General features: G+C 63.2%; 16 protein-coding genes. 7 read left to right on the top strand and 9 right to left on the bottom strand.

What is annotated here, in order from left to right; genetic code table 11:
• Positions 1–60: 60 nt before the first annotated feature.
• The 3 genes from ACQK2M_RS12915 to ACQK2M_RS12905 all read left to right on the top strand — a co-directional run bounded on the left by ACQK2M_RS12915 (position 61) and on the right by ACQK2M_RS12905 (position 3,237).
• Positions 61–1,518, top strand: coding sequence for a YcjX family protein (locus ACQK2M_RS12915; RefSeq protein WP_425418152.1), 1,458 nt, complete (start codon positions 61–63; stop codon positions 1,516–1,518).
• On the top strand, positions 1,515–2,594 hold the full coding sequence (locus ACQK2M_RS12910) for a YcjF family protein (protein ID WP_425418151.1): 1,080 nt from the start codon (positions 1,515–1,517) through the stop codon (positions 2,592–2,594). The genes ACQK2M_RS12915 and ACQK2M_RS12910 overlap by 4 nt, the downstream gene beginning before the upstream one ends.
• Positions 2,595–2,703: 109 nt before the next feature.
• Positions 2,704–3,237: a hypothetical protein gene (locus ACQK2M_RS12905; RefSeq protein ID WP_425418150.1), complete on the top strand. Its 534-nt coding sequence runs from the start codon at positions 2,704–2,706 to the stop codon at positions 3,235–3,237.
• 21 nt (positions 3,238–3,258) lie between these two features.
• Here ACQK2M_RS12905 and folK read toward each other — a convergent pair whose 3' ends face one another.
• From folK to ACQK2M_RS12880, 5 genes are all read right to left on the bottom strand, one after another.
• Entirely contained in the window at positions 3,259–3,753 is a 495-nt protein-coding gene (gene folK / locus ACQK2M_RS12900) for a 2-amino-4-hydroxy-6-hydroxymethyldihydropteridine diphosphokinase (protein ID WP_425418149.1), read from the bottom strand.
• Complete coding sequence (gene folB / locus ACQK2M_RS12895) at positions 3,746–4,117, bottom strand: dihydroneopterin aldolase (RefSeq protein WP_223475067.1); 372 nt, start codon at positions 4,115–4,117, stop codon at positions 3,746–3,748. Before folB ends, folK begins: the two co-directional genes overlap by 8 nt.
• A gap of 28 nt (positions 4,118–4,145) precedes the next feature.
• The gene (gene folP, locus ACQK2M_RS12890; RefSeq protein ID WP_425418148.1) at positions 4,146–5,012 is read right to left on the bottom strand and encodes a dihydropteroate synthase; all 867 of its coding nucleotides are present in this window, start codon (positions 5,010–5,012) and stop codon (positions 4,146–4,148) included.
• Positions 5,013–5,038: 26 nt separating this feature from the next.
• Positions 5,039–5,359 carry a 2Fe-2S iron-sulfur cluster-binding protein gene (locus ACQK2M_RS12885; RefSeq protein ID WP_223475069.1) on the bottom strand — a complete coding sequence of 107 codons (321 nt, stop codon included), beginning with the start codon at positions 5,357–5,359 and terminating at the stop codon, positions 5,039–5,041.
• Positions 5,360–5,494: 135 nt separating this feature from the next.
• Entirely contained in the window at positions 5,495–5,860 is a 366-nt protein-coding gene (locus ACQK2M_RS12880) for an Hpt domain-containing protein (protein ID WP_223475070.1), read from the bottom strand.
• A 308-nt stretch (positions 5,861–6,168) separates the two neighbouring features.
• Here ACQK2M_RS12880 and ACQK2M_RS12875 point away from each other — a divergent pair, with 308 nt between their 5' ends.
• Entirely contained in the window at positions 6,169–11,334 is a 5,166-nt protein-coding gene (locus tag ACQK2M_RS12875; protein WP_425418147.1) for a hypothetical protein, read from the top strand.
• Positions 11,335–11,423: 89 nt separating this feature from the next.
• Here the strand turns inward: ACQK2M_RS12875 and ACQK2M_RS12870 are convergent, their stop codons facing one another.
• The 4 genes from ACQK2M_RS12870 to ACQK2M_RS12855 form a co-directional block, all read right to left on the bottom strand.
• Positions 11,424–12,017 (bottom strand): ABC-type transport auxiliary lipoprotein family protein, encoded by a 594-nt coding sequence (locus ACQK2M_RS12870; RefSeq protein ID WP_223475072.1) that lies wholly within the window; start codon positions 12,015–12,017, stop codon positions 11,424–11,426.
• Between the two features lie 92 nt (positions 12,018–12,109).
• Entirely contained in the window at positions 12,110–13,483 is a 1,374-nt protein-coding gene (locus tag ACQK2M_RS12865) for an MlaD family protein (RefSeq protein WP_425418146.1), read from the bottom strand.
• A gap of 3 nt (positions 13,484–13,486) precedes the next feature.
• Positions 13,487–14,284 (bottom strand): ABC transporter ATP-binding protein, encoded by a 798-nt coding sequence (locus ACQK2M_RS12860; protein ID WP_425418145.1) that lies wholly within the window; start codon positions 14,282–14,284, stop codon positions 13,487–13,489.
• Positions 14,284–15,468: an MlaE family lipid ABC transporter permease subunit gene (locus ACQK2M_RS12855; RefSeq protein ID WP_425418144.1), complete on the bottom strand. Its 1,185-nt coding sequence runs from the start codon at positions 15,466–15,468 to the stop codon at positions 14,284–14,286. Before ACQK2M_RS12855 ends, ACQK2M_RS12860 begins: the two co-directional genes overlap by 1 nt.
• Positions 15,469–15,558: 90 nt before the next feature.
• On the opposite strand from ACQK2M_RS12855, the gene dgcA reads away from it, so the two are divergent.
• The 3 genes from dgcA (at position 15,559) to ACQK2M_RS12840 (ending at position 19,801) form a co-directional block, all read left to right on the top strand.
• Positions 15,559–16,551 (top strand): N-acetyl-D-Glu racemase DgcA, encoded by a 993-nt coding sequence (dgcA, locus tag ACQK2M_RS12850; protein ID WP_425418143.1) that lies wholly within the window; start codon positions 15,559–15,561, stop codon positions 16,549–16,551.
• A gap of 83 nt (positions 16,552–16,634) precedes the next feature.
• Complete coding sequence (locus ACQK2M_RS12845) at positions 16,635–17,411, top strand: SDR family oxidoreductase (RefSeq protein WP_425418142.1); 777 nt, start codon at positions 16,635–16,637, stop codon at positions 17,409–17,411.
• A 35-nt stretch (positions 17,412–17,446) separates the two neighbouring features.
• Entirely contained in the window at positions 17,447–19,801 is a 2,355-nt protein-coding gene (locus tag ACQK2M_RS12840; protein WP_425420035.1) for an NADP-dependent malic enzyme, read from the top strand.
• Positions 19,802–19,849: the final 48 nt, after the last annotated feature.

Raw genomic sequence — 19,849 nt, 5'->3', positions numbered from 1 at the left:
ACCGACACCGTCAGCACCTATATCGGTTTCTGACGGCACGACGCCGGACAAGGGGAAGACGTGGCAAATCTGGTTTCGCTCGGCGATGAAGCGCTTATCGCCCTCGACACGATCGCGGAAAGGGCGGCGGGCGTATTCGCGCCCAATGTCCGGATCGGCGTGACCGGACTGTCGCGGGCCGGAAAGACGGTGTTCATCACCGCGCTCGTGCACAATCTCATCCATGGCGGGCGGCTGCCGCTCTTCAACCTCGCGCATTCCAATCGGCTGGCGCGCGCCTATCTCGAACCGCAGCCGGACGACGGCGTGCCGCGTTTTGCCTATGAGAACCACGTCTACGATCTTGTCGAGAACAGGATCTGGCCGGATTCCACCCGCGCGATATCCGAATTGCGGCTGACGCTGGAATACGAGTCCGCGAGCGGCTGGAACCGTCTGTTCCCCGGCGGCAAACTGACCATCGACATCGTCGACTATCCCGGCGAATGGCTGCTGGACCTGCCGCTGCTCGCCAAATCCTATGCCGAGTTCTCTGCCGAGGCGCTCGACCTCGCACGGTCCGGCAGTCGCGCGGCGCTCTCGCGTGAGTTCTTCGAACTGGCCGATCCGCTTGACCCGGACAGCCCTGCCGACGAAACGATCGCGCAAAACCTCGCCGAAGCCTACAAGCGCTACATGCAGGCCAGTCGCCAGGACAATCTGGCGCTGTCGACCCTGCCGCCCGGACGCTTCCTGATGCCCGGAGACCTCGACGGGTCGCCCGCCCTCACCTTCGCGCCTTTGCCGAATCTCGTTTCGAAACCGTCTCAGGGCTCGCTCCAGGCAATGATGGAGCGGCGCTTCGATTCCTATAAATCGCTGGTCGTCAAACCGTTCTTTCGCCACCACGTCGCGCGGCTGGACCGGCAAATCGTGCTGATCGATGCGATGCAGGCGATGAATGCCGGCGCCGAGGCAGTGCATGATCTCGAACGGGCGCTCGGCGACATCATGTCCTGTTTCCGGCCCGGAGGGCACTACTTCCTGACCGGCCTCTGGCAACGCAACATCGACCGGATCCTGGTCGCGGCCACCAAGGCAGACCATCTTCACCACGAAGACCACCCGAAAATGGAGGCTATCGTGCGCCGCCTCGTCCAGCGCTCGATCGCGAAGGCCGGCATGAAGGGCGCGCGCGTGGAATCGCTGGCGCTCGCCGCCGTCCGCGCCACAAGGGAGGCAACCGTCAAGGAAGGCAAGGACCGCCTTCCAGTCATTGTCGGAACCCCGATCGCCGGCGAGACCATCGATGGCGAGACATTCGACGGAAAAACCGAAACCGCCATATTTCCCGGAGACTTGCCCGACGAACCTGATTCAATCTTCGAGGAACGGGAGCCGTCGGCGCAGGGTCTCCATCGCTTCGTCCGGTTCCTGCCGCCGAAACTCGAACGCGACGCCGAGGGCCTGACGCTGTCGCTGCCGCATATCCGCCTCGACAAGGCGCTTCAATTCCTGATCGGGGACCGCGTGACATGAGCGACGACACCAACCGCCGCAAACCGCGCGCCTTCGCGGTCGAACCCGAGACGCCGGCTCCCGAACCGCAACCCGCGGCGCCGCGCAGACCGCGTGCCATCGCGCCCGGTCCGGCGCTCGAAATGGAGGCCGATGACTTCTTCGAGCGCGAGGCGATGGTGGCCGACCGGTCCGTCGCCGAGGAGGTTGACCGGAAAAGGCGCGGATTGTCGCTCGCCTCGCTGGCCATCGCCGCAATCGGCCTGTTCGCCAGCCTCGCGGCCGGGCTCTGGATCGATTCTGTCGTCCGGGCGCTTTTCGAACGCAACGAATGGCTGGGATGGCTGTCTCTGGGCGTGGCCACCCTCCTCGCGCTGGCCGTCGCGGGGATCGTCATTCGCGAAGTCTCGGCCGTGTGGCGGCTGCGCTCGGTTGACCACCTGCGCAAGGAACTGGAAGAGGCGCTCGCCGGAACCGATGACAAGCGGCTTTCGCGAGCGACCCGCCAGCTTGTCCAGTTCATGGCCTCCAATCCGAAGAGTTCGGCCGGACGGTCCGTGCTTGCGCAGCAGAAGGGCGAGATACTCGACGCTGCGGATTATTATGCGCTCGCCGAGAACGAGTTGTTTCGCAGCCTCGATCGCGATGCTTTCCTGCTCGTCAACGGTGCCGCAAAGCGCGTGTCCGTCGTCACGGCGGTCAGCCCGCGTGCGTTTCTCGACGTGCTCTACGTCCTTTACGAGAATTTCCGGCTCGTCCGCCGGCTCGGCGAACTCTATGACGGCCGCACCGGCGCATTCGGAAATCTGGGCCTTCTGCGCAAAGTCCTCAGCCATCTCGCGGTCACCGGCGTCGCAAGCTTCGGCGACGGCCTCGTGCAACAGGTGATCGGCCACGGCGTGGCGTCGCGACTTTCCGCGAGGCTCGGCGAAGGCGTGCTGAACGGACTGATGACGGCGCGGGTCGGCCTCGCCGCAATGGAGGTCAGCCGCCCTGCCCCCTTCCACGCCGTCAATCGGCCACGGCTCTCCTCGGTTCTCGCGACGCTGACCGCATCGCGCGACGGCGGTGCCGACAAGGCCGGCGACACGGTGTAATACTTCGTGAGTTAAACAAGTCGTGCACTGGCGCGATTTGCAAAGTATGTGTTAACCATTCCGGCCAATGATGCGCTGATCGCAAAGCCGACCACGAGAGCCGCCTGCCATGCTTCTACGTTCAATGGCCGTTTCCTGCCTTGCCATGCTTCCGCTCGCGGCGCTTGACGCGCCCGCCGATGCGAGCGAGCGCGAGCAACGGTTTTTCCGCCAGATCGAGGGCAAGTGGCGCGGACCGGGCGAAATCGTCGCCGGGAAGTACAAGGGCACCAAGTTCACCTGTGAATTTTCCGGGCTGACGCCGAACAACAAGCTTGGCATGACCCTCGACGGCGGCTGCCGCGTGGGACTGTTCTCCCAGAAGATGAAGGCGACGGTGAAACGCAAGGGCCGTGGCTATACGGGCAGTTTCCTCGACGGCGCACGGGGCGAAGGTCTCGATGTCATCGCAGGCACCGTCACGCCGGACCGGGCCGTGCTGACGCTCAAGCGCAACCAGTTGGACGGCGCGATGCTCGCCCGCCTCGCGTCCAAGGACCAGCTCAACATCACCGTTTCCGTCACGGTCGGAGAAGCGCTCGTTCCGGTGATCGGAATGAAGCTGGACCGAATCGATTCGGTCGCGGTCGGCTCCGTCCGCTAGGCGCAGCGCCGTCTACCGGTTTCACAGCTCGATTTCAGTCACTTCCAGCCCTTCGTCGCGGAAGGTCTTCGCGTGATTGCGAATCGTCCGGCCGGCTAACATGACATCGCCGGCGATGTCGGCGAGCGGAACCATGACGAAAGCCCGTTCAACCATCCGGGGATGTGGGATCGTCAGATTTTCGAGCGAAACCGGCTCGTCTCCATAGAGCAATATGTCGATGTCGAGCGTGCGCGGTCCCCAGCGGGTCATCCTGATGCGACCAAGCTCACGCTCGGTGCGCAGCACGAGATCGAGAAGGTCAGGAGCCGAAAGCCCTGTTTCGACGGCTGCGCAGGCATTAAGGAACCAGTCCTGCTCGACAGGTCCCCATGGCGGCGTCTTGTAGACTCGCGAAACGGCGGTGACGCGGCATTCGGGATCGTCATCGAGCTTCCGGAGCGCATCGCGCATCGACCGGGCGACATCGCCGACATTGCCGCCCAGCCCGAGATAGGCGGTGACTGCCTCAGCCATCGGACCGGGCTTCATGCACGACACGCACCTCGACATGATCGAGAACGCCAGGAACCGGCGCGTTCGGTTTGCGAACGGTAATGTCGGCCGTGACGATCTGGGGGAACCGCCGGCAAAGCGCCTTTGCGATCTCCAGTGCGATGGCCTCGATCAGGAACCGCCGTTCGCCCGTGACGATTTTCTCGATCTCCTGGAAGGCGACGCCATAATCCACCGTCCCTTCGATGCTGTCCTTTTCGAGCGCATCGCCGGGATCGACGGTCAGGACGGCATCGACATAGAAGCGCTGACCGAGAAACTCCTCCTGCTCGAACACGCCGTGACGCGCGAAGAACGCGCAGTTCATCATCCTGATCTGGTACATCACGCGGAAATTTCCCGTTTGCAGGCGCTCATCGCGCGGGCCGTCGCGCAAGCATAGCATCAGCGATGACAAGCGCATCGTGATTGATCGCGACATCGTGCACGCGAAAGACGGCGGCGCCGGCCGCCCGAAGCAACGCAGTCGTCGCCGCGGTTCCCGCATCGCGCTCCGCCGCGTCGCGCCCCGTGGCATGGCCGATGAAGCGTTTGCGGCTCGTGCCAACCAGGATCGGGTAGCCGAGCGCGTACAGCTCCGCGAATCGGGCCATCAATGTAAAGTTTTCCGCCGGGTCCTTCGCGAAACCGAAGCCGGGATCGAGCACGATCTGCGCATCGTCGATGCCGGCCTTTGCGGCAATCTCCAGCGAGGTCTCGAAAAAGGCGAACTGATCCTCGACGACATCCGGCAGCTTTTCGCGTTCGCGACCCGTATGCATGATGCAAAGCCCCGCCCCGGTCGCCGCCGCGACACGGGCGATATCGGGCTCGCGCTGCAGCCCCCACACGTCATTGACGATATGCGCGCCTGCGAGGACGGCCTTTTCCGCGGTTTCGGCACGGTAGGTGTCGATCGACAGCACCGCATCCGGCAAGGCCTCGGTAACCGCCGCAATGGCCGGCAAGACGCGGGCCTGTTCGGTCTCTCCATCGACAGGATCACCGCCAGGCCGCGTGCTTTCGCCACCAATATCGAGAATGGCCGCGCCGCCTTCGGCCATCGCCGCCGCATGCGCCACGACATCCCCGACGCCCTCGAAACGGCCTCCGTCGGAAAAGCTGTCGGGCGTGACGTTGAGAATGCCCATCAACACGCCCGCCGGCCCGAGCGTCAGCTCTCGGCCATGCGCGAGCGCCCACCGGTGCGGGAAAAAGACGTCATTTCGGGGAAGAGTCACTGGCTGCCCGGTCGTCGCGGACCCGGTCAGGCCTGCTGCTCAGGGACGTGGACGACGAGGCCGTCCAGTTCATCCGTCATCTTGATCTGGCAGGAAAGACGCGAAACCGGCTTCGGCTCGAAGGCGAAATCCAGCATGTCCTCTTCCATGACGTCGGGCTTTCCGACAGTCTCGGTCCAGCTATCGTCCACATAGACATGACAGGTCGCACAGGCACAGGCACCGCCGCACTCGGCCTCGATACCCGGAACGCTGTTCTTCACGGCGTTTTCCATGACCGTCGAACCGGTCTCGGCATCAATTTCAAAACGGGTGCCGTCAAACGCGACAACGGTCAACTTCGGCATCATGCTCTCCGGATGGACCAACAGGCGATAGGGGTAATAAAGCCGCGACTTAACCGGACGACCGGCAAAGTCAACCGGCAGGCGCCGGAATGAGCCTGAAATGCCTTCAAGCGGTCGATTTGCCGCGATTACAGATTAACGCAGCAGCGAGGCGATATAGTCGCGAACGGTTTCGACTTCCCTGAGGAGAGCCGTTACCGGAGCGGTATTGTCCGGGTCGCTTTCGATCAGCATCGCCTGATCCGCAAGCCCGAAAGCGCCGATCGCGCGCGCCGCTCCCTTGAGCGTGTGCGCCTGGCGTTTTCGGAAATCGCAGTCGGACGAGGAGCGCAGATCGTTGCCGAGAATCGCGGCCTGCTTGGCGAAAAGTCGCAGAACCTCCTCCTCCAGCGCACGATCGCCACCGGTCTGGCGCGCGAGAAAAACGAGATCCACCGGCCTGTGTTCCCCGCGCAGTTCGCAGGGTGTGTCCGGCGGGGCGAAAATTGGAGCGGTGTTCATAACCATTCATTTTCCCTGTTGACCCTTTCACGATGATGTCACCCAAAGATGGCCGAGGAGTTAACCACTTCCGTGATTACAAAGACGTGCGGGACAGTCGATGGCCCTTTCGACCACCGTTAACTTTATCTTTAAACTTTTGCGGATTGGGCCAATCGCGAGTTCCAATTGGAAAAGTGTCCCGTTACGATACGGGTTCACATCAGGACACATCGTGACCACAGTTGTGCCCTGTTTCAGTGTGAGTGACGGGTCTCTGATCGGACCCGGCGGCATTGCGCCGGAAATAGTATTTGAGTGAGGCGGGAATGGCTGTGAACAAAAACGCTGCAAATATCGATCGCGATATGGAAGCGGCGCTTGAGGAGGCTCTGGAAGCGGGTCTGGACGACGAGATCACACTCGACGACGAATTGTCGCTCGACGATTTCGAAAATCAGGTCGCGGCCGCCGCCAGCGAGCTTGCCGAGGAGAACAAGCAGTCCTCTTCCAAATCGGGACAATCGAAGCCGGCGCAATCCAAGTCGGCTCCGGCCAAATCCCCCGCGGCAAAGGCGCCCCCTGCCAAATCGGCGCCGCCGAAGCCGGAATCCCGCGCTCCGCAGATGCGCGCGCCCGCGCCGAAGGCCAAGACGGATGCACCGAAGCGCCGTGCCGAGACACCTTCCTTCAACCCCGCCAATGACGACGACACGCAGCGCGATTACGCCGCAATCCTGTCGCGTCTTCGCAATGGCCCGTCGGGACGGCCCCATCTTACTGCGATCATCGTAAGCGTCTTCTGGGCGATCGCCGGCCTGCTGCTCGCACAGAGCATGTACGATTCCGGCGTCGCGGCGATCTTCACGCCGGACGGCCTGCGCAATTCGCCGGGCGCCGTCGCCCTTCTCGTCTCGATCGTTGTGCCGATCCTCGGTTTCTTCGCGATTTCCTCTATGGTGCGCCGGACGCAGGAAATGCGCTTCACCGCCCATTCCATGAGCGAAATCGCCCTGCGCCTTGCCGAACCCGAGACGCTTGCGCAGGAACGGATCGTCACCGTTGGACAGGCTGTGCGCCGCGAAGTCGCCGCCATGGGCGAAGGCATCGAACGCACCATCGCGCGCGCCAGCGAACTCGAAGCGCTGATGCAGTCGGAGGTTTCAGAGCTCGAACGCGCCTATACCGACAACGAAGCGCGCGTGCGCTCCCTGCTTACCGACCTCGGCGACGAGCGCGAGGGTATCGTCACCCACGCGGAACGTCTGCGCGCCTCCATCGCCGGTGCGCATGAGCAGCTGCGCGACGAACTGACAGGGTCGGCGGATTTCATTCGCGACAATGTCCGCAACGCCTCGACCCAGCTGACCATGTCCCTCAATGAGGCAGGCCAGTCGCTCATCGGCCGCATGGATCAGTCCAGCAAGGCGGTCAACGAGACCATCGCCGCGCGCCTCGACGAGGTTTCCAACCGTATCTCCAATTCCGGCGAGGCCTTCGCCAGCCTGATCGACATGCGCATCGCCAATCTGAGCGAGCAGACCGACGAGGCTTCAAGCCGCCTCGCGGAATCGCTGGAATCGCGCGCAACAGGCCTCGTGACGCTGCTTTCCAGCACCGCGACGAACATGACGGACGAGTTCGACCAGCGCATGGCAAGCCTGGAGGAGACCTTCAACTCCCGCGGCAAGCACCTGCTCGACGACTTCGAAACCCGCGTGCAGGCGATCAATCACGGCACCGAGAAGCTCAATTCGGCACTCGACGCCCGCGCCCGCCAGATCAACGAGACGCTTCTGGAGCGCACCCGCGCCATCGCCGAGACCTATGCTCACGGCAATGCGCAGGCCGGTGTCATCGCCGACAAGGCGCGCCAGGCCTTCACCGAGCAGACCGAGTCCATGGAAACGTCGCTGTCGGCGATCCTGGAGGAGAAGTCGACCGCATTCGCCGACAAGCTGACCGCGATCACCTCCGGCACCGCCGATGCGATCGAGCTCAAGACGGGCGACTTCCTCGGCCGTCTCGACGAGAAAACGACCGCGATCTACGGCGCCGTCGGCCACACCACCGAAAAGCTCTCGGCGGCCGTCGATCTGGAAACGGCCCGCATCGGCGAGACACTGGATTCGCGCACGCAGGCCCTCACCGACGAACTCGGCCGCAAGGTCGAGGAATTCAGCGGCACGCTCGACTCGCGCTCCGACGAATTCGCGCGCACGGCGACGCAGTTCGGCCAGGCCTTCGATGCTCAGGCGGAACTGCTCATCGACCGCGTCAGCGGCTACTCCTCGCAGCTGACCGAGGCTCTGGACGAGAAGGCGCAGATGCTCAACAGCAGCGCTTCGTCGTTCCGTGAATCGATCGAGGCACAGGTGGAGTCGGTCGCGGCAAGGCTGCATGAACGCGCGGCCGAATTCGAAGCCAACACGGCCCGCTTCGACCAGAACATCATCGGCCTCACCGACACGCTCGGCAACCGCCTTCAGGAAGGCACGGCACAGTTCGAGGCCACAGCACAGCAGGTCGATCGCAATATCGGCACCTTGACCGAGAACCTGTCCGAGCGCCTGCTCCAGCACAATTCGCTGTTCGAGGATAAGACGGCGCAGATCGGCGAGAACATCGGTTCGCTGACCGAAAACCTGTCCGAGCGGCTGATGCAGCACACGGCGCTGTTCGAGGACAAGACCGCACAGATTGGCGAGAACATCGGCTCGATGACCGAGACCATGTCCGAGCGTCTGATGCAGCAAACGGCGCTGCTCGAGGACAAGACCGCGCAGATCGGCGAGAACATCGGTTCGCTGACCGAGAACATGTCCGAGCGGTTGATGCAGCACACGGCAATGTTCGAGGACAAGACCGCACAGATCGGCGAGAATATCGGTTCGCTGACCGAGAGCATGTCCGAGCGGTTGATGCAGCACACGGCAATGTTCGAGGACAAATCGGCGGTCTTTGGCGAAAGCGTTGGCGCTCTGGCCGACCGTCTGGCAGAGCACCTGTCGGAAAACACGGGCAAGCTCACCTCCGTCCTGGAGGAGAAGACCGCGTTCCTCGACACCTCGCTGGACGAGAAGACCCTGCGTCTCACCGAATCGCTGAGCCAGCGTTCGAGCGACCTCGTTGCGGAAATCTCAAGCGCGACCAATGCGCTGGAAACAGCGATGAACGAGAGCAATGCGCGTCTGGAAGCTCTTCTGAGCGACAAGGCCGGCGGGCTTCAGGCGGCAGTCGAGGAGCGCACCAACTCCGCGATCGTTGCGCTGTCGCGCAGCACCGAGGCGCTGGAAACCCTGTTCGAACAGAACACCGGCATCGTCGACGAGCGCGCGGAAACGATGCGCAAGGCGCTCTCGCTCGGTATCGAGAACGTCCGCAAGACGCTGGAAGACAGCGCCGGCCTCGTTGCGCGCACGCTGCGTGACAGTGTCGCCGTTGCCCGTGTCGAACTCGAAGAAGAAGCTGCCAAGGTCGGCGAAAACATCAACACCCATGGCCGGGACTTCTCCTCGCAGCTCGCCAAGCAACTTGCCGACAACCAGGCGAGGATTGCCGAGGAGCTGGCGGCCAACGAGCAGCGCCTGTCCAGCCAGGCGGAACTGATCCGCAACCAGGCCGAGGAAATGCTCGAGTCCTTCCAGACCCGCGCCAACGACGCCACCAAGGGTATCGGCGGCTCGACCGAGGAAGCCCTGTCCTCCTTCGTCGAACGCACCCAGGAGATGTCGGAGCTGCTCTCCTCTCATACGAAGGGGCTCGAGGATCTCATCGAGAACTCGACACGGCCGCTGCTCGAACGCCTCACCGGCGACGGGTCCAAGCTTGCCGAACAGCTCGAACAGGCGACCACCGCGGCCACCGAACGCCTCAAGGCCGAAAATGCGGCGCTCATCACCGCGATCGCCCGCCGCACGGCCGACACGGTCTCTGCCGTCGAACAGGCCCAGAGCGGCCTGATCGAGAATGTCGACAACCTGATCAATCGCCTGACGTCTTCGAGCTCGAATCTCGGCGAACTGATCTCGCAGGCCGCGAACAATCTCGGCCAGCTCGACGGCCGGCTCGTGGAGACGACGACCGACTTCGCCGACAAGGCGAACCGTGCCGCCGATTCCATCGCCAACTCCGTCAACGTTCTCGACAACAACATGGGCAAGCTTGGCGAAGTGTCCGGCAAGACACTGGAAGAAGTCGCTTCCATCGCCGCACGCTTCGAGGAGCATGGCAAGGTTCTCGCCTCCGCCTCGGAACTCCTGAACACCGCGCAGTCGGGCGTCTCCGGCAAGCTGGAAGAACGCCGCGAAGCGCTCGAAGCATTGTCTACGGGACTGGTCGGCAAGTCCGAGGAAATCGAGAAGCTGATGCGCTCCTTCGAATCGGTCGTGACCGAAGCCTTCGGCAAGGCCGAGGAGCGGACACGCAAATCCGCCGACGAACTCACGGCCAAGCTGCGCGAAGCTGCCCAGGAAGCCGAAGGGACGGCGCGCTCCTCCGCGGCATCGGTATCTGAGAACGTGTCCGAAATCGTCGAATCCGCGCTCAAGCGCTTCGAGGAGGCGACAACGGACATGCGCCGCGTCGCCGGCGAAATGAGCAAGGACCTCAGCGTGACCCGCGAGGAAGTCCGCAAGGGCATCTTCGAACTGCCCGAGGAAACGCGTGAATCGACCGGCGCGATGCGCCGTGCGGTCTCCGAGCAGATCAATGCGCTCAAGGAACTGTCGCGGATCGTCGAGAGCTCCGGACGTGCCTTCGATGTCGGTGGTGGTGGTGGTGGTGCGGAAAAGGCGGCAAAGCGCCCGGCTCCGCAACCGGCTCCCGCTCCGGCGCCCGCCCCTGCTCCGGCTCGCCAGGCCGCTGCCGTGGCGACGGCTCCGGCTCCGGCCAAGCCGCAACAGCCGGCAGCAGCGCCGCAGCAGCGTCAGCAGCCGGCAACGGCGAAAGCCGCCGCTCCGGCCCAGTCCGCGCAGCTGCGCGGCAGCCATGGTGCGACGGAAAGCGCCCCGGCCCGCAATGAACAGGCGGGCACGGACAAGGGCGAACAGTCCGGCGGTTGGGTGAGCGATCTGCTGCGCCGCGCCTCCAAGGAGGATCAGCCGGCACCGCGCGCACCACAGCGCGTGGACCAGCCGCGTGAACCGCTGCATGCCGTCGAATCGCTGAACTCGCTTTCGGTCGATATCGCCCGTGCGATCGACCATGATGCGGCGATCGAACTGTGGGAACGCTATCGCCGTGGAGAGCGCAACATCTTCACGCGCCGGCTCTACACGCTGAAGGGCCAGCAGACCTTTGACGAGATCAAGCGCAAATACGAAAGCGACAGCACCTTCCGTGCATCGGTCGACCGCTATGTCGGCGATTTCGAGAAGCTGCTGCGCGACATCGCCAAGAACGACCGCGACAACATGATGACGCAGACCTACCTGTCCTCCGATACGGGCAAGGTCTACACCATGCTGGCGCATGCGGCGGGCAAGCTGAAATAAGCGCCGTCACGGTCTCTGGAAAAGAAAACCGCCGGGTCAGATTGACCCGGCGGTTTTGTTTTATCTGGTCTTGAACGGTGGCGAGAAAATCAGAGACGCGCGGTGACCCAGGCCACGATGTCGCGCGTAACGCTCTCGAAGGCCCGGTCGATGGCCGCGATGTAGGACGCGTTGTCCGATCCACCAGCGACGACCCGCTCCTCGAAAATACGCTCGCTCGCCACGACGCCATTCCGGTCGTTGAGGATCTTCACGGCGATGGCGACATGCGCGGTGTTCGAGGCGGAATTGATGCCGAAAGAGCGGATTTCCGTGACGATCTGGTAGTCGATCGCCAGCCCTTGCCCCGGAAGCCCGACGCCCTTGAAACGGTCCGAATTCTGGAACGCCTGCGCCAACCGGACCTGCACGAGGCGCGGCAGCCTGTCGCTCCACTGGGAGCGGCCGAGATAGCGGATCGTCAGCGGATCGGTCTGGACGACGATATTCTGGGAATCCAGCGCCTTGAGCGCCTGCGGTTCGGCCACGAGGATCTGCGTGCCGCGCCGCACGGGCGAGGCCTTGCTGATCGTCGGGACGCCGAGTTCGTAGGTGTCGTCGCTCGGCATGACGCCGCCAATCGCAGCGCAGCCGCCAAGTATGAAGGGCAACAGGGCCAGATGTCCGGTGCGCATCAGTCTCATGGCGTCGTCCTACACAACACGTTTCGCCGCCCCGGTCCTGCCCGGCGCCCGATCAATCGACATCTGGTTTGATACCGCTCCGTCATCGACTGTCAACGCCTCGTCCGGCCGTTATAGGTTTTCACGTCACCGTCTCCGCCGAAGATCAGGCGCTGCGGATTGCGTTCGAGATCGGTGATCGCCCGTTCGATCCGGCCGACCGAGCGTCTCGTCTCGTTGACCAGCGACTGCACGTCACGCAGCCCCTGCCCGGAAAACCGCTCCAGCCCGGCCGACACCGAATTGACCCGTGTGTTCAGCGTCTCCGCGACCTCGCGGAACGCTTCAAGCGTCTTGCGTGTCTCGGCCATCAGCGATTCGCCCTCGTCGGACCCCAACAGACCGTCAGCCTTTGCGAGAATGCCATCCACGCGCACCGATGCCGCGTTGAGCCGCTCCGCCATTTGCTGCGTGTTCGAGATGATCGCCTGGATATCTTCCTGGCGGTCGCCGATCCCCTCGGTCACTTTCTCGAACTCGGCAAGCGAGGCGCGCGCCGACTTTCCGGCCTCGGCCATATTCTGCAGCGCGGATGTGATATCTTCGGGCGGCACCGCTGCCAGCACCGTGTCCAGCCTGTCGAACGTTCCGCTGATACGCCCTCCGACACCTTCAAGATCTGTGGCGACCGCCGCGACTTTGTCGGCGACCTCCTGGAACTGGCCGGAAACGCCGTTCAGGTTTTCGGTGAACCCGTCGACATTGTCGACGATCGACGACAGCTTGTCAGGATCGATCGCCGCAAGCAGGTTCTCGACGCCTTGCAAGGTGCCGTCCAGCTTGCCCGAGACATCGGCCAAGGCCTCGCCGACCCCGCCAACACCCTTGAGAAACGAGTCGATCTCGTCGGCATTGTTCTTCAACGCTTCACTGAAGGCGGCCGCATTCTCGAGTGTCTTGTTGAGCGGGTTCTGCGCGCCGCCGACAATCGACTCGAGGCTGCTGAGAACGCGATCGGTACGGGTGAAAATGTCCTGCGCGGTCGCGAGCAGATTGTTGACGGCGGACGGATCGGCCCGGATGGTCGCGACCTTTCCCTGCTCTTCGGCCAGTTCGAAGATACTCGTTTCCGACTGGTCTCCGCCCTCGAATTCGATATGGGCGATGCCGGTCAGGCCCGTGAAGCCGAGAACCGCCTTGGTGGCGCGAGAAATCGGCAGATCGCGGCTAACCACGGTGCGCGCAATGACGAGCCGCGGATTGGTCTCGTCGAAGCTCAAACCGGTTACCTTGCCAACATCGATGCCGTTGAACTTCACCAGGCTGCCGACGCCCAGACCCGTTACCGAGCCTTCGATGACAACATCGAGCCGGGCCGTATCGCCACCGGTATCGACGCGGGCCACCCAGTAGACAATCGCGAAACCCGCCAGGAAGACGAGAAGCGTGAAAGCACCGACGGTAACGTAATTTGCCTTGGTTTCCATGTGTCAGACGCCCGCCCCAGCTGCGGCTTTCTTATCGGTGGTTGCAATGCGCCGTGCCCGCTTTCCGCGAAAATAGGACTTCACCCAAGGGTCTTCGCTTTTCAGCATATCCTCGATGGTCCCGACGACAAGAACCTTCTTGCCGCCCAGCACTGCGATCCGGTCAGCGACCGTGAAAAGGCTGTCGAGATCGTGCGTCACCATATAGACGGTCAGGCCGAGCGTGTCGCGAAGCTTTGCGATCAATTCGTCGAATTCCGCCGCGCCGACGGGATCGAGCCCCGACGTCGGCTCGTCCAGAAAGACGATGTCCGGATCGAGCGCCAGCGCCCTCGCAAGCGCCGCGCGCTTGATCATCCCGCCCGACAGTTCGGAGGGATATTTGTCCGCGGCATTGCGCGCCAGTCCAACCAGTTCGATCTTCAATAATGCGAGTTCGTCCATCAGCGCCTTCGGCAATGAGAGATACTCGCGCATTGGCACCTGGATGTTTTCCTTGACCGTCAGCGACGAAAAAAGAGCCCCATGCTGGAAAAGCACGCCCATGCGCATATCCACCTGGATACGTTCTTCGTCTTTGATCTTGTCGAGATCACGGCCCAGGATGGTGATCTGGCCATCCTGCTTGCGATTCAGGCCAAGAATCGTGCGCAGCAACACTGACTTGCCCGTTCCGGACGCGCCGACGAAACCGAGGATTTCCCCACGATAGACATCGAGGTCGAGTTCGTGCAGCACGACATGCCGCCCGAACTGGACGTGAATGTCGCGCACCTCGATGATCGGGGTCTGGTCCACCATCAGAAATCGATCGCCGCGTAGAAGATTGCGAACGCCCCATCGACGACGATGACAACGAAGATCGACTTGACCACCGACGCCGTCACCCTTTCGCCAAGCGATTCGGCGCTGCCCCCCACCTTCATCCCCTCCACGGAGGCGATGATTCCGATGATGAAGGCCATGAAGGGCGCCTTGATGAAACCGGCAAAGACCGTCGACAGGTCGATGGCGTCGCGCACGCGGGTGATGAAGGCGTCGGGCGAGATCCCCGAATAGGCCTTGGCGACGAACATCGCGCCACCCAACGCCGCGATATCGGAGATGACCGTCAGCAACGGCAGCGCGATGCCGAGCGCCACGAGCCGCGGGAAGACCAGCACGCCCACAGGGTTGAGCCCGATGACCGTCAAGGCATCGATTTCCTCGCGCATCTTCATCGAGCCGATCTCGGCCGTGATCGCACTGCCCGACCGGCCGGCGATCATGATGGCGGTCAAGAGCACGCCGATCTCGCGAAGGACGAGAATACCGACAAGATCGACGACGAAGATCTCGGCGCCGAAATAGCGAAGCTGAAACGCGCCCTGCTGCGCGATGATGGCGCCAATGATGGTCGACATCAGCGCGATGATCGGAATGGCGCGCACGCCGGTCCTGTCGAGCTGATTGACGACAGCGGCGATCGACAGGCCGCTGCCGTGGCCGAGTTTCATTTGTGATCCGCGTACCGCAGCGCCGACCATGTGCAGCGCCATCAGCATGTCGTCGCGAAACCGGAACACGCCCTGCCCGGTTCCGACCAGCAGTCGCGTTATCCAAGAGTCGCGGGTCTCGCCCTCGTCCGGTTCGGAGAGGTCTTCCATCGCCGTGCGAACGGCTTCCAGCAGCACTTCGTGCGACGCACGAACACCCTCGAGCGACGCAGACCCGCCTTTTTCCCGAATTGCCAGCGCCAGCCGGTAGATCAGCCATGCACCGGCGGTATCCAGATAGGTGATGCCGGACAAATCGAGGGCAACATCACCGGACGACCGGTTTTCGTGACGGCGCATATCCGCATCGACGAACGACACTGTATGCGTCGCCCACTGCCCTGCGAGGACAAGACGCGTCTGGCCATTTTCCGACCGCGCTTCGACAGTCGCAACCTGCGGCGACGCACCGCCTTCGCCAATTTCCCTGTGTAACGTATCCGCCATCACGCTATTAATATCGTTGCCGTCGCACCGAGTCTGCGGCGTACGGGCCACATCAACGGAATAATAACGGCGCTGCCGGCAAACGGGTGTATGATGCAAAACAGCAAATGCAGCGTCGATGCATGGACGGAACGATACCCGATCGATGGGCAGTTCCGCATTTCGAGGAATAGCAAGACCGAGGCGGAGGTGGTCGTTTGCCGCATATCGTCCGACGAGAGGTCGGGCTATGGCGAATGCGTTCCCTATCCGCGCTACGGTGAGACGACGGAATCGGTGCTCGACGCGATCAACCAAGCGGCGAAGCAACTCGGTGGCGATATCGGCCATGATCGCCTGCAGGAAGCGCTGCCGCCCGGCGCGGCGCGCAATGCGCTCGACTGCGCACTCTGGGACCTCCAGGCCAAGATCAGCGGACGCCATGTCCATTCGCTCGTCTGCCGGCTGCCGCCCCGCCCCGTGGAAACCGCGTTCACCGTATCGCTCGACACGCCGGACGCGATGGCCAATGTCGCGCGCGGCGTCTCCTCCCGCCCGGTGCTGAAGATCAAGCTCGGCGGAAAGGACGATATCGCGATCATGCATGCGGTGGCCGCCGCCGCGCCACGCAGCCGCATCATCGCCGACGCCAACGAGGCATGGACCCCCGACACGCTGCCCGAACTGATGCGCGAGGCCGCGCGCGTCCGCATCGCGCTGATCGAGCAACCGCTTCCTGCCGGCAAAGACGAACTGCTCGCCGAGATTCCGCATCCGATCCCGATCTGCGCGGATGAAAGCGCGCACATCGTCGATGACCTCGAAGCGTTGAGAGACCGCTACGACACGGTCAACATCAAGCTCGACAAGACGGGCGGCCTGACGGAGGCAGTGCGTATGCGCGAGCGGGCCCGCGAACTGGGCTTCGGCGTGATGGTCGGCTGCATGGTCGGCACATCGCTTTCGATGGCGCCGGCCGTGCTGCTGGCGCAGGACGCGGACTATATCGACCTCGACGGCCCGCTTCTCCTCGCCCGTGACCGCATGCCCGCGCTTTCCTATTCGGGAAACATGGTCTCGCCGCCGCGTGCCGAACTGTGGGGTTGAAAATCCAATGAATTCGGACCCGGATTGACCTTTCGGCAGCTTCTCGCGCGCCCTATAAGAAACCGAGAACGGGAGATAGCTACATGGACATGGGACTCAAGGGCCGCAAGGCGATCGTTTGCGCGTCGAGCCGGGGGCTCGGCAAGGGATGCGCCGCCGCGCTGGCCGATGAAGGCGTCGATCTTGTGATCAACGGCCGCAACCCCGACGCGACCAACGCCACGGCGGACGAATTGCGCGCGCGCGGTGTCGAGGTCACGGTCGTGCTCGGCGACGTGTCGGACCCCGCGACGCAGGACGCGTTGCTCGCCGCATGCCCGGAACCGGATATCCTGGTCAACAACAACGCCGGTCCTAAACTGCGCGATTTCAGGGAACTCGACCGCGAGGCGATCCTCGCCGGCGTGACGCAGAACATGGTCACCCCGATCGAGCTTATCCAGAAGGTTCTCGACGGCATGGCCGAACGCAAGTTCGGACGCATCGTCAACATCACGTCGATGTCCGTCTACTCGCCGATCGCCGGCCTCGACCTGTCCTCGGGAGCGCGTGCCGGGCTCACTTCGTTCCTCGCCAGCATCTCCCGCTCGGCGATCGACCGGAACGTCACCATCAACGCGATCCTTCCCGGCAAGTTCGACACCGACCGCATTCGCGCCGGGCTTGAATTCGGCGCCAAGAAGTCGGGAAGCAGCATCGAGGCGGAACGCGAGCGGCAGGAACACGCGATACCCGCGGGACGCTTCGGCACACCGGAGGAATTCGGACGCACCTGCGCGTTTCTCTGCTCGGCCCATGCCGGATATATCACCGGCCAGAATATCAAGCTCGACGGCGGCCTGTTCGCCAGCGCATTCTAGGCGCGGTCGATATCGGAATGGCGAAAGGGACCGGCATGCAGCAGGATACAACACCGGATCAGGCCGGTGACGCAAAGGCGAGCCTCGAAGAGGCCGCACTGTTCTACCACCAGTATCCGCGCCCCGGAAAGCTGGAGATCCAGGCGACCAAGCCACTGGGCAACCAGCGCGACCTTGCACTCGCCTATTCGCCGGGCGTCGCGGCTCCGTGCCTCGCCATTGCCGACGATCCCGGCAAGGCGGCGGACTACACTGCGCGCAGCAATCTCGTCGCGGTCGTCTCGAATGGCTCCGCCGTGCTCGGCCTCGGCAATATCGGCCCCCTCGCCTCCAAGCCGGTGATGGAGGGCAAGGCCGTCCTGTTCAAGAAATTCGCCGGGATCGATGTCTTCGACATCGAAATCGATGCGGTCAGCGTCGACACGATGGTTTCGGTCACCGCAGCGCTCGAACCGACCTTCGGCGGCATCAACCTGGAAGACATCAAGGCGCCGGAATGCTTCGAGGTCGAGGCGCAACTGCGCGAGAAGATGAACATCCCGGTGTTCCACGACGACCAGCACGGAACCGCCATCATCGTCGCCGCCGCGATCATGAACGGGCTGGAACTGGCCGGAAAGCCGATCGAAACGGCAAAGATCGTCACGTCGGGCGCGGGCGCAGCCGCCCTCGCATGCCTCAACCTGCTGGTTTCTCTCGGCGCCAAACGCGAGAACATCTGGGTCTGCGATATCGAGGGCCTCGTCTATGAAGGCCGCGAGACGCTGATGGACCGGTGGAAATCGGTCTATGCGCAGAAAACGGACAAGCGGAAGCTGACCGATGTCATTCCCGGCGCGGATGTGTTCCTCGGCCTGTCGGCCGCCGGCGTCCTGAAGCCGGAATGCCTCAAGGAAATGGCCGATCAGCCGCTGATCATGGCGCTGGCCAACCCGGTGCCGGAAATCATGCCCGATGTAGCGCGAGAGGCGCGTCCGGATGCGATGATCTGCACTGGCAGGTCCGATTTTCCCAATCAGGTCAACAACGTATTGTGTTTTCCTTACATCTTCCGGGGCGCACTCGATGCCGGCGCGACCACCATCAACGAGGAGATGAAGGTCGCTGTCGTGCAGGCCATCGCCCAATTGGCCCGCGAGGAGCCATCCGATGTCGCCGCTCGCGCCTATTCCGGGGAGACGCCGGTCTTCGGGCCGGATTACCTGATCCCCTCGCCGTTCGATCCGCGGCTGATCCTTCGCATCGCGCCAGCAGTGGCCAAAGCCGCGCATGACAGCGGGGTCGCGCTGCGTCCGATCGAGGACATGGGCGCCTATATCGACCGGCTTAACCGCTTCGTCTTTCTTTCCGGCCTCGTGATGAAGCCGATCTTCGCCGCCGCCCAGTCGGCGGCCGACAAGCGCGTCGTCTATGCCGACGGCGAGGACGAACGCGTGCTGCGCGCCGCCCAGGTCGTCCTGGAAGACCGGATTGCCAAACCTATCCTGATCGGACGTCCCGACGTGGTGGAAACCCGCCTCAAGCGCTTTGGCCTCAAGATCAGGCCCGGACGGGATTTTGAGCTAATCAACCCTGAAAACGATCCGCGCTATCGTGATTACGTGGATCACCTCGTCCAGACCGTCGGCCGCCGTGGCGTCACGCCGGACGCGGCGCGAACGCTGGTGCGCACCAATTCGACGGTCATCGCGGCCATCGCGCTGCTGCGCGGCGAGGCAGACGCGATGATCTGCGGGCTGGAAGGCCGCTACGACCGGCATCTGCGCCATGTTCGCCTGATCGTCGGCATGGAAAAGGGCGCGCAGGATCTTTCCGCGCTGTCGATGCTGATCTCGCAGCGCGGCGTCACCTTCTTCACCGACACCTACGTGACCGTCGATCCGAGCGCAGAGGAACTAGCCGAGATGACGGTGCTGGCCGCGCGCGAAATCGCGCGTTTCGGTATCGAACCCAAAGCGGCACTGTTGTCGCATTCGAATTTCGGATCCCGCGACTCGCAATCGGCGATGAAGATGCGCGAAGCGACCGCATTGCTGCACAAGATGGCGCCGGATCTCTGCGTCGATGGCGAGATGCATGCCGATTCCGCGCTCGACGCCCGGTTGCGCGAACGCGTCTACCCGAACTCGGTTCTCGACGGCGAAGCGAATCTCCTGGTCTTCCCCAATCTGGATTCCGCCAATATCTCACTCAACGCCGTGAAATCGATGACCGACGCGCTGCATGTCGGACCGATCCTGCTCGGGACCGCCAAGCCAGCCCACATTCTGACCCCGTCGGTCACGTCGCGCGGCGTGGTAAACATGACCGCGATCGCCGTGGTGGAAGCGGCGCAGAAGGAAACTTCCGAGGTGTCCGGGTCGCAGACCTCCGCATTAGCCGCGCGTTAAGCCTGCCACGATGGAGTATCGCAAATTCTAGCGGGCTTAACCGGCTGC

This window comes from Oricola indica (genome assembly GCF_965227485.1).
Taxonomy (GTDB): Bacteria; Pseudomonadota; Alphaproteobacteria; order Rhizobiales; family Rhizobiaceae; genus Oricola; species Oricola indica.
The sequence above is the reverse complement of the archived record's forward strand: the minus strand, read 5'-3'. Positions and strand labels throughout refer to the sequence as shown.